General features: G+C 72.2%; 6 protein-coding genes. All 6 read right to left on the reverse strand.

Features of this window, described 5'->3' with window-relative positions:
• Positions 1-2 precede the first annotated feature (2 nt).
• Positions 3-3,026 carry an alpha-mannosidase gene (locus ACFW1A_RS32910; protein ID WP_380415462.1) on the reverse strand — a complete coding sequence of 1,008 codons (3,024 nt, stop codon included), beginning with the start codon at positions 3,024-3,026 and terminating at the stop codon, positions 3-5.
• A 92-nt stretch (positions 3,027-3,118) separates the two neighbouring features.
• Positions 3,119-4,372, reverse strand: coding sequence for a hypothetical protein (locus ACFW1A_RS32915; RefSeq protein ID WP_380415465.1), 1,254 nt, complete (start codon positions 4,370-4,372; stop codon positions 3,119-3,121).
• A 188-nt stretch (positions 4,373-4,560) separates the two neighbouring features.
• A complete protein-coding gene (locus ACFW1A_RS32920) occupies positions 4,561-6,300 on the reverse strand; it encodes a beta-galactosidase (RefSeq protein WP_380415468.1) in 1,740 nt (579 codons plus the stop codon).
• Positions 6,301-6,333: 33 nt separating this feature from the next.
• A complete protein-coding gene (locus ACFW1A_RS32925; protein ID WP_380415470.1) occupies positions 6,334-8,295 on the reverse strand; it encodes a glycoside hydrolase family 5 protein in 1,962 nt (653 codons plus the stop codon).
• Positions 8,296-8,409: 114 nt separating this feature from the next.
• Positions 8,410-9,255, reverse strand: coding sequence for a carbohydrate ABC transporter permease (locus ACFW1A_RS32930; protein WP_380415472.1), 846 nt, complete (start codon positions 9,253-9,255; stop codon positions 8,410-8,412).
• A 5-nt stretch (positions 9,256-9,260) separates the two neighbouring features.
• Positions 9,261-10,199, reverse strand: coding sequence for a carbohydrate ABC transporter permease (locus ACFW1A_RS32935; protein ID WP_380415474.1), 939 nt, complete (start codon positions 10,197-10,199; stop codon positions 9,261-9,263).
• Between the last annotated feature and the right edge of the window lie 94 nt (positions 10,200-10,293).

Consider the following 10,293-nt stretch of genomic DNA (forward strand, 5'->3'; position numbering starts at 1 on the left):
GGTCAGGCGTCCGGCCGCCGCAGCCGCACCGTCAGGACCTGGAACGGACGGAGCGTCAGCCCGATCCGGTCGGCCGTCGGGTGCAGCGGTTCGAGTGCACGTTCCAGCAGGTCGGTCACCGCCGCCGAGGCCACCGGGAAACCGGCGCCGAGCACGGCGGCGGCGCGCCCGCCGAGGGCCTCGTAGAGGCGCACGACCACGTCGCCCGACCCGTCGTCGGCGAGCTTGACCACCTCGACGACGACGGCGTCACTGTCCACCGCGACCAGCGGCACCACCGCGGCCGCCGCACCGGTGACCACCCGCTCGGGCTGGTTGAAGCCGTAGCCCTCGCGCACCGCGTCGGCGATGTCCGCGCCGAGCACCAGCGCGTAGCGCAGCCGGTGGTGGCCCTGGTCCGCCTCGGGGTCGGGGAAGCGGGGGGCGCGCAGCAGCGAGAGCCGCGCGGTGGTGGTGGTCCCGCCGTCGGGGCGGACGTCCCGGGTGACCTCGTGCCCGTAGGTCGAGTCGTTCACCAGCGCCGCGCCCCAGCCGCGTTCGCCCAGGTGCAGGAAGCGGTGGGCGCAGAACTCGAACTTGGCGGCGTCCCAGCTGGTGTTGGTGTGGGTGGGGCGCCGGACGTGGCCGAACGGGATCTCCGCGCTGGAGTGCTCGGCCCGCAGGTCGAGCGGGAAGGCGGCCTTGAGCAGCTTCTCCGTCTCGTGCCAGTCGATCTCGGTGGCGATGTCCAGTCGCTTGGAGCCCTCGGTGAGCGAGATCTCCTGCTCCACCCGGGAGGTGCCGAACCGGCGGACCACCCGGACCGCGCCGTCGCGGATGTCGACCGACTCCGCCTCGACCAGGTCGCGCACGGTGTTGCGGTAGAACTCGTCGATGTCCCAGGCGTCGTACTGGTTCGGGAAGTCCTGGTGCAGCTGGAGCAGGTTGCCGACCGTGCCGGGGGCCAGCGCCTCGCGGTCGGCGGTGAGGTCGCGGGCCGACGTCACCAGGCCGCGCCGGTCGATCCGGACCCGGACCAGGCCGTTGTCCAGCACGAAGCCGTCCGCCTCGGGCACCGGAGCCACCCGCCGGGCCGCCGGCCCGCCGCGCGGCACGGCGCCCAGGGCGGGCACGCCGTCGCGCGCGAACGGCGCGGCGTTGAAGACGATCTCTTGCCGCCCCTCCCCCGCCAGGGCCTGCTGCGCGGCGCCGACGATCCCGTCGAGCTCGGCGAGGACGGCGGCGTGGGCCTGCTCCGCCTCCTGGTGCACCCAGGCGATCGAGGAGCCGGGCAGGATGTCGTGGAACTGGTGCAGCAGCACCGTCTTCCACAGCCGGTCCAGCGCCTGGTAGGGGTAGGCGAACCCGGTGCGCACCGCCGCGGTGGCCGCCCACAGCTCGGCCTCGCGCAGCAGGTGCTCGCTGCGGCGGTTGCCCTGCTTGGTGCGCAACTGGCTGGTCAGCGTGCCCCGGTGGAACTCCAGGTAGAGCTCCCCCACCCAGACCGGCGCGTCGGGGTACTCGGCGTGCGCCCGCTCGAAGAACCGGGCGGGGCTCTCGATCACCACCCGGGCCGAACCCTCCAGGTCGGCCAGCCGCTCGGCCCGGGCCAGCATCTCCCGGTTGGGGCCGCCCCCGCCGTCGCCGTAGCCGAACGGCATCAGCGAGCAGCTGGCCGCGCCCTTGTCCTGGAAGTTGGCCACGGCGAGAGCGACCTCGGCGCCGGAGACCTCGCAGTTGTAGCTGTCCACGGGCGGGAAGTGGGTGAAGATCCGGGTGCCGTCCAGGCCCTCCCACCAGAAGGTGTGGTGCGGGAACCTGTTGGTGGTGTTCCAGGAGATCTTCTGGGTGAGGAACCAGCGCACCCCGGCGAGCTTCATCAGCTGCGGCATCGCGGCGTTGTAGCCGAAGGTGTCCGGCAGCCACATCTCCTCGGTCTCGACCCCGAACTCCGCCAGGTAGAACCGCTTGCCGTGGATCAGCTGGCGGGCCAGCGCCTCGCCGCCGGTGATGTTGGTGTCGGGCTCCACCCACAGGCTCCCCACCGGCAGGAACTGACCGCCCGTCACCTTCTCGCGCACCCGTGCGTAGAGCTGCGGCCGGCTCTCCTTGAGCCAGGCGAGCTGCTGGGCCTGGGACATGACGAACCGGAACGAGGGGTGGTCGTCCATCAGCTGGACCACGTTGGCGACCGTCCTGGCGACCTTGCGCACCGTCTCGCGCACCGGCCAGAGCCAGGCGGTGTCGATGTGCGCGTGCCCGACGGCCGAGAGCCGGTGGGCGCTCGGTGCGGCCGGCGGGGCGAACGCGGGCACGAGCGCGGCGCGCGCCGCGGCGGCGCTGCCGGAGAGGTCGCCCAGGTCCACGGCGTCCAGCGCGCGCTCCACGAACCCGAGCAACTGCCATCCGCGCTGGTCGTGTTCGGGCAGTTCCCGGATCAGCCCACCGAGCACGTCGAAGTCCTGCACCAGCTCCCAGAGCCCGCGGTCGAGCACCGCGAGGTCGGCCCGGAGCACCCGGTAGAGCGGCTCCGGGTCGACGCCGCCGGCGGTGAGCCACCCGGGGCGGTCGCCGGCCCGGGTGGGCAGGTGGTCGTCGCACAGCACCGGATTGGCGGCGGCCTCGATGTAGTAGGTGAACTCCTCTCCGCCGCTCGCGTGTTCGGCGACGGTGACCCAGGCGTTGCGCGGGTGCAGCGCCTTCACCACAGTGCCGTCCGCGCGGTGCACCAGGCCCTCGGCGGAGAAGCCCGGGCCGGTCTTGTTGAAGCCGATGTCGAGGACCGCCTCGACCCGCTGCCCGGCCCACTCGTCGGGCACCCGCCCGGTGATCCGGAACCAGCTGGTGGACCAGACCGGCCCCCAGCGGTGGCCGACCTCGATCGGCCGGTAGGGCGCGGCCAGTGCCTCGGCCACCGGCACCGGCTCACCGGGGGCGTCCCAGACCGCCACCCGGAGCGGGACGGTGCGGCCGTGGACGGCGGGGCGCAGGCGCTCGTTCAGCACCCGGGCGAGCCGGTCCTCGGTGAGGCGTCGCTTGCTGTGCATGGCGTGCATCTCCGTACGGGGAGGAGTGTGTCAGGGTCGACGGCCGGCGGGGAGCCGGCGGAGCAGGGCTGCCCCGCCGGCCCCGGACCGGGTCAGTCCTGGGTGAGCGGCACCGGCCATTCGTCGTGGTAGACGGTGAACGGCAGGTCCTTCTCGAACAGCGTGGTGTTCAGGATCCGGAGGCGGGCCATCAGCGCGCCGCCGATGTCGACGCCGCCGTAGAGCTGGACCGACCCCTTCTTGGACGTCAGGCCGCCGTCGCCGTCGAAGGTGGCGCTGCCGGAGACCACCGTGCGCAGGTAGGGCTCGATGTCCGCCTTCACGCCCAGGCTGTCGAAGATGGCGACGGTACCCTCGGTGAGCAGACCGGTGTGGATGTCCCCGCGGCCGGAGACCGAACCGGACAGCGGCGACAGCTCGGGGCCGCCGGGGTCGGTCCCCGAGTCCCAACCGTCGTCCTTGGTGTAGTCGGCGGACACACCCCAGGTGTCGCTGTAGCTCTGCTCGGTGTCGACGGTGACGGTGCCGTTGGCCGAGACGTCGGCGTAGAGCGTGAGGTCCACGTTGACGACCACCGGCACCACGCCCACCCAGACCACCGGCGCGGCCTTCAGGCTCGCCAGCGGGACCTTGAGGGTGCCGGTGTGCCCCTTGAACGTGCCCGCGACGTGCCAGTCCGCCTCGGCATCGCTCTGGAAGCCCACGTGCGCCCGCTGGAGGTCGAAGGCGGAACCCGTGTAGTCGAAGTCGATGCTCGGTTCGAGGCTGACGGAGCCGGAGAAGGCCGCCGAGCCGCCGCCCGGCAGGTCGAGGTCGGTGTCGGCACTCAGCTTCAGGCTCATCGAGGCCGAGCCCGAGGCGCCGTCGATCCTGGGCACGTAGCTGACGGTGAGCCCGGGCACCTGCGGGGTGACCTGGACGCTGGACGGCGCGACCGCGGCGTGCACGGCGGCGTTCGTGGTGCCCAGCAGTTCGGTGACGGCGGCCGGTCGAGTGGTGACGGCCTGCCGGCCGCCGGCGGCCGACTGCGCGCCCGTGACGACGAGCAGCGCGCCCTTCGGGGCCGCCGGGGTGGGCGGGCTGTCGATCACCTGGCCGACCTTGACGGCGCCGGGCTTCGTGCCGGCGGCGGTCTGGGCCGGGGCGGCCGTGCCGGTGGTCAGCACGGCCTGGCCGGTCGCCGGGTCGTACGAGGCGAGCTGGTCGCCGCCGGAGCCGGTGACGACCGGTGCGGGCGGAGCCGTCCCGGCGTCGGCGGCGCTCGCGGTGGGTGCGGCCGCCAGGCCGCCGAGGGCGAGCAGGGAGCCGACCGCGAGGACGGTGGCGGTCTTCTTACCTATCGACATGACGTGGAGTCACCTTCGGGTGGGGAACGGAGAGGGGACAGCGTCTGTGCTGGGTTGACTGCTCGTCACTCCGCTGGTGGGGCACGGAGTGACACGGTCGGGCGGGCTCGCCGCCCGACCCGCGCCGCCGACCGGAGTCGCGGTCGGCGGACGATCGGGGGCCTTCCCCTGCACCGGGAAGGGCGGGGTCAGTCCTCGGTCGGCCCGAGGTCGGGCCGGTCCCGCAGCTCCACCCACGCGGTGGTGGCGGCGTGCAGTTCGAGGACGGTGATCTCGTTGCGGCCAGGGCGCAGGACGGGCGCGGGCACGTAGAGCGTGGTCTGCGGGCCGCGGGACCAGTAGCGGCCGAGGGCGAAGCCGTTGATCCAGGCCAGGCCCTTGGTCCAGCCGCCGAGGGCGAGGTAGCCGTCGGCCGGCCGCGCGATCTCCACCCGGCCGCGGCGGAACACCGGTCCCGGCGCCGGCCCGGCGGCCCGGGTGAACTCCAGTGCGTCGAGCGTGTCCAGCGGGAGCGGGCGGCTGCTCCACCCGGTCAGCGGCTGCTCGTTGAGGCGGACCTCGCCGAGCAGGCCCTTGCGGTCGTGGATCGCGCGTCCGTAGTTGACCCGGCCCTGGTTCTCCACCAGCACGGTGAGCCGGGCCCCGGGCCGCGGCACGGTGAAGGCGAGCGCGAGCTCGCGGCCCTCGCGCTCCAGCACGCCGACCGGCTGACCGTCCACGAAGACCTGGGCCCGGTCGCGGACCTGGTCCGCCCGCAGCACGGCCGGGCCGGCGGTCGGCAGCAGGGTCTCGTAGAGCACGAAGCCGAAGGACTGGCCGAGCTCCTCCATGCTGCGCGGCGCTCCGGCGGCGACGGCCTCGCCGAGGCGGTGGGCCTGGCCCAGCAGGGCCGCGTGCTCGGCGAGTTCGACGCGCACGGGTGCCAGCTTCGCGCCGGGCGGCGGCACCTCCTCCTCGGGCACGGGCTCGTACTTGGCGATCACCCGGCGGAACGCCTCGTACTTCGAGGTCGGGTCGCCGGCCTCGTCGAGCAGGGCGTCGTAGTCGTAGGAGGTGGCGGTGGGGCGGTAGACGCCCTTGTCGTTGGCGCCGTTGGTGAAGCCGAAGTTGGTGCCGCCGTGGAACATGTAGATGTTGACGGAGGCGCCGGCGGCGAGCAGCTGGTCCAGGTCGGCGGCGGCGTTCTCCGGGTCGCGGACGACGTGCGTGCCACCCCAGCGGTCGAACCAGCCGATCCAGAACTCCGTGCACATCAGCGGTCCTTCGGGCTGGTGCCGGCGCAGCTCGGTGAGGCCGGCCTCGACCCGGCTGCCGAAGTTGGCGGTGCGCAGCACCCCGTCCAGGCCGCCGCGGCCGAGGTCGGCGGGCTGGTCGCAGGTGAACAGCGGCACCTCGACGCCGTGCCGGCGCAGCAGGCCGGCCAGTTCGGCGAGGTAGCGGGGGTCGTTGCCGTAGGCGCCGTACTCGTTCTCCAACTGGACGGCGATGACGGTGGTGTCGAGGTGCGGCCGGACGGCTTCCAGCAGGGCTTCGAGGTAGTGGTCGACGGCTGCCGTGAAACGCGGGTCGAGGCTGCGCAGTTCGATGTCGTGGTCGGCGAGCAGCCAGGAGGGCATGCCACCGCCCTCCCACTCGGCGCAGATGTACGGGCCGGGCCGCAGCAGGACGTGCAGGCCCTCGGCCGCGGCGAGGTCGAGGAAGCGGGGCAGGTCGAGACCCGCGTCCAGCTCGAACGCGCCGGGTCGGGGCGCGTGCAGGTTCCACGGGACGTAGGTCTCGACCGTGTTGAGCCCCAGCAGCCGTGCCTTGCGGAGCCGGTCGGCCCACTGCTCCGGGTGGACGCGGAAGTAGTGCAGTCCGCCGGAGACGATCCGGAACGGCCGGTCGTCGAGACGGAACCCGTCGGCGGCGATCTCCAGTCGAGGCATGGCTGTGGTGCTCCTAGGGGGTGGGGGTGCGGATCAGTTCAGCGGACGGCAGAGCAGCGCGTCCGGGACGCCGTGCTCGTTCCACTTCCAGGTGAAGGCGACGCCGGCGACGTACTCGTCGTCGTTGCACTGGCCCTTGTAGTAGCCGGCCGCCCAGTCGCTGTCGGCCGAGCCGCCGTCGGCGGGCCGGTTGTCGCCGTGGTCGAACCAGACGTCGCGGCCATCGGTGGGCAGCGGGTTCGCGGCCGGTGCGCAGAGCAGGGCCGCCATCGTGCCGCCGTTGTCGCTGAAGCCGACGGCGAAGGAGTTGTCGGGGCACTGGAGCTTGTTGTACCCGCCCGCCCAGTCGCCGTCGGTGACGTAGGTCTCGTCGGTGACGGTGGTCCAGGTGCCGCCGTCGTCCTTGGCGGGCTGGTTGGTGTCGGTGCACAGACCTGTGCCGTTGCTGCGTCCGAGGGCGATCAGACGCTCGGAGTCGGGGCAGTTGCCCTTCCGGTAGCCTTCGCTCCAGTCCCCCTGCCGACTCATGGTGGCGGAGGCGTTCTCGTCGGCGACGTTGGTGGCCAGCATGTTCCAGTGGTTGACCTGGTCCACCTTGCCGGTCTTTCCCGGCGTGTTGACGAGCCTGTTCCAGTCAGCGGTCCGCCAGTCACCGGCGTCCTCCAGGCCGGTGCGCTTGCCTCCGGCGGAGTAGGACAGCGCGGCCCAGTTGTCCTGGAGCTTGCCGTCGCCGTCGGTCCAGCCGATCAGCGGCCAGATGGCGAAGTCGGTGTCGTTGGCGGCCAGGATGCCGGTGAACCGGTGGAACCAGTCCTTCTCCTTGCTGTCGTCCTGACCACGCCCGGCGGTGCCGAACTCGCTGACCCAGACCGGGGCAGTGAAGTGCTGGCCGGACTCGGTGACGAACAGCGCCTCGTCGTTGACCGCCTGCTCCAACTCGTCCGGGCTCAGGTCACGGTAGCGCGGGTCATCGGTCTCGCCGTTCTGCCAACCACCGGTGGCACCGGTGTGGTGGGGGCCGGTGAAGCCGTAGAAGTGGGCGGAGTAGACCAGCTTGTCCGACTCGATCAGGGTGTTGGACAGGGTGCGCACCGGGGTGAGCAGCGGGCGGCCGTGCGGGAACATGCCCTGGGGGATGCCCTGCCAGTTGATGCCCTCCATGATGATCAGGAGGTCGGGATTGTCCTGGAGGATCTGGTTGCCGGCCTCCTCGAACGCGGCGTACTCGTCCTTGTCGTTGCCCCAACCCCAGTTGGGGTCGTCGGTGCCGTCGCGGCGGACCTCGTTGCGCAGGTCGGCGCCGACCACCCGCTTGTTGTTCTTGTAGCGGTCCACCATGAAGAGCCAGTCGTTCTCCCAGTCCTCGGTGGACTGGCCCTTGTTCCAGCGCTCGTTGCCGTCCAGTCCGCAGCACCAGTGGTAGCTGGTGGTGTGGTTGTTCAGGATCACCGCGAAGCCGTCGGCCGTGAGCGCCTTGACCACGGCGTCGAAGACCTCCAGCGGAGTCTTGCCCCGCAGCTGCGGGTTGGCCGCCACCGCCGAGTCCGGCACGGTGCTGTCGTCGTGGATCATCGCGTTGGCGAACGGCAGCCGGATGCTGTTCAGGCCCAGGCGGTGGAAGTCCGCCAGGATGCCCGCGATCGGCACCCGGTCCAGGCCCATCGGGATGTTGTTCGACACCTCACCCGCCTGGTTGTGCGCCGGGTCGGTCGGGTCGCCGTTGCCGAGGTAGTGGCTCTGCGAGCCGTCCCAGTTACCGGCCTTGAGCTTGAAGCGGTTGCCCTTGGTGTCGACGATGTACCGGCCCCGGGTGCTCAGCGGGCCCTGCCAGGAGGCGGCGAGCTGCTTGCCGGTCAGCACGGTGGGGGCGGCGGAGCCGGTCGCGGCGGCGGCCGTGCCGGCACCGGGGGTGCCCGCCAGCACCAGCGCCGACACGGCGACGGCGGCCGGCAGCAGGCGGGTCAGGCGCGTTCTTCCGCGCGGGAGCGATCTCATGGGTTCCCTCCGGGGAGTGGGGTCGAGGGAGTGAATGGGGGAAGGTGGTGCTGACCGGACCGGTGGTCCGCGGTTCCCGCAACGGGCCACCGGTCCGGGGCTGGTGGGGGCGACTCAGCCCTTGAGGCCGCTGGTGGCGATGCCTTCGACGATGTAGCGCTGGGCGACGAGGAACATCACCACCAGCGGGGTGACGGTGACCACGGCGCCGGCGAACAGGCCGGGCAGGTTGATGGTCTGCGAGGTGAGGAAGGTGGAGAGGGCGATCTGGGCCGTCCAGGCGGACGGGTCCTGTCCGACCACCAGCGGCCACAGGAAGGCGTTCCAGCTGTCGATGAAGGCGAGTGCGCCGAGCGAGGCGAGCATCGCCCCGGAGGACGGCAGCGCGATCCGGCGGTACAGGCCGAGCCAGCCGAGCCCGTCCAGCCGACCCGCCTCCTCGATCTCGCTCGGGAACTGCAGGTAGAAGTTGCGGAACAGCAGCACCGCGAACGGGTTGAACAGCCCGGGGGCGATGATGCCCCACAGCGTGTTGATCCCGCCGAGCGAGCCGACCACGACGAAGGTGGGCACGAAGGTGACCGAGCCGGGGATCATCAGCGTGGCCACCACCAGGGCGAGCAGGACGCCCCGTCCCGGCACCGGGATCCGGGCCAGGGCGTACCCGGCGGCGGAGGCCAGCAGCGTGGAGGCCGGTGCGGTGATCCCGGCGATCAGCAGCGAGTTGCCGAGCGCCCGGCCCATGTGCAGGGTCGGGTCGGAGAACAGTGCGGTGAAGTTCTCCCAGTGCGGGGTGGACGGCCACCAGGTCCAGTGCGGAGCGGTCAGGCCCTTGGTGTCCATCAGCGCGTTGCGCAGCATCAGGTAGAACGGCGTCAGGAAGACCGCCGTCAGCAGCCCGGCCAGCAGGCCGCGGACCGGCAGCCGCAGGGCGCGCAGGGTGTCTCGACGGGTCGTCATCTCGCTCACCCCTCGCTCCGGCCGAAGCCGGTGATCCGGCCCTGGACCAGGGTCACGCCCACGATCAGCAGGGTGAGCAGGAAGGCGCCCGCCGAGCCGAGTCCGTAGTTCTGGTCGCCCATCGCGGTGTTGTAGAGGTACACCAGCGGTGTCTGCACGGGTGCGGTGCCGCTGCCGCTGAGCCCGCTGCTGAAGAGGTTGTAGAACTCGTCGAAGGCCTGGAAGGCCGCGATGAACTGGAGCATCAGCACCGCCACCGAGGTGTTGCGCAGCAGGGGCAGGGTGACCCGCCGCAGCAGGCGCAGCCCGGTCGCGCCGTCGAGCGCCGCGGCCTCGTGGACGTCGCGCGGGATGCCCTGCAGGCCGGCCAGGAAGAGCACCATGTAGAAGCCGACCTGGAGCCAGAGCCGGACGGTGACCAGCACGATCCAGTACAGCGGCGGGTGGGTGGTCTGGATCCACGGCACGGCGGACATCCCGAACCAGCGGCCGATGGTGTTGGCGATGCCCGACGGCAGGCCGTTGAAGAGGCACATCTTCCAGAGCAGCGAGGCGGCGACGTAGGAGACCGCGGTCGGGATCAGGAAGGCGGTGCGCAGCACCGCCCGCCCGCGCCGGATCCGGTGCACCAGCAGGGCCAGGCCGAGCGAGGCGGCGAAGGTCACCGGCACGATGACGACGGTGAACAGCAGGATCTGGCCGAGCGAGCCCCGGAACGCGGGATCGGCCAGCAGCGCGCGGTAGTTGGCCAGGCCGACCCAGTGGCCCAGGGAGATGGTGCCCCTGGCCTCGCTGAGGCTGAGCAGGAAGCTCCAGCCGATCGCGAGGTACTTGAAGAGGCCGAGGCCGAGCAGCACCGGGCCGGTGAGCAGGGCGAAAGCTCCCCAGGTGCGCAGGTCCGCCCCGGTGCACCGGGCCGCCCGGTGCCGACGGAGCGGCCGCACCGCGCTCGGCGGCCGGGCGGGCGGGGCGGGGGGGCCCCCGGCCCGGGGGGGGGGGGGTTGGGGTGAACACAGGAGATAGGGTGGTGGCGGTAGG

The organism is Kitasatospora sp. NPDC058965 (genome assembly GCF_042741245.1).
In the GTDB taxonomy this organism is placed as follows: Bacteria; Actinomycetota; Actinomycetes; order Streptomycetales; family Streptomycetaceae; genus Kitasatospora.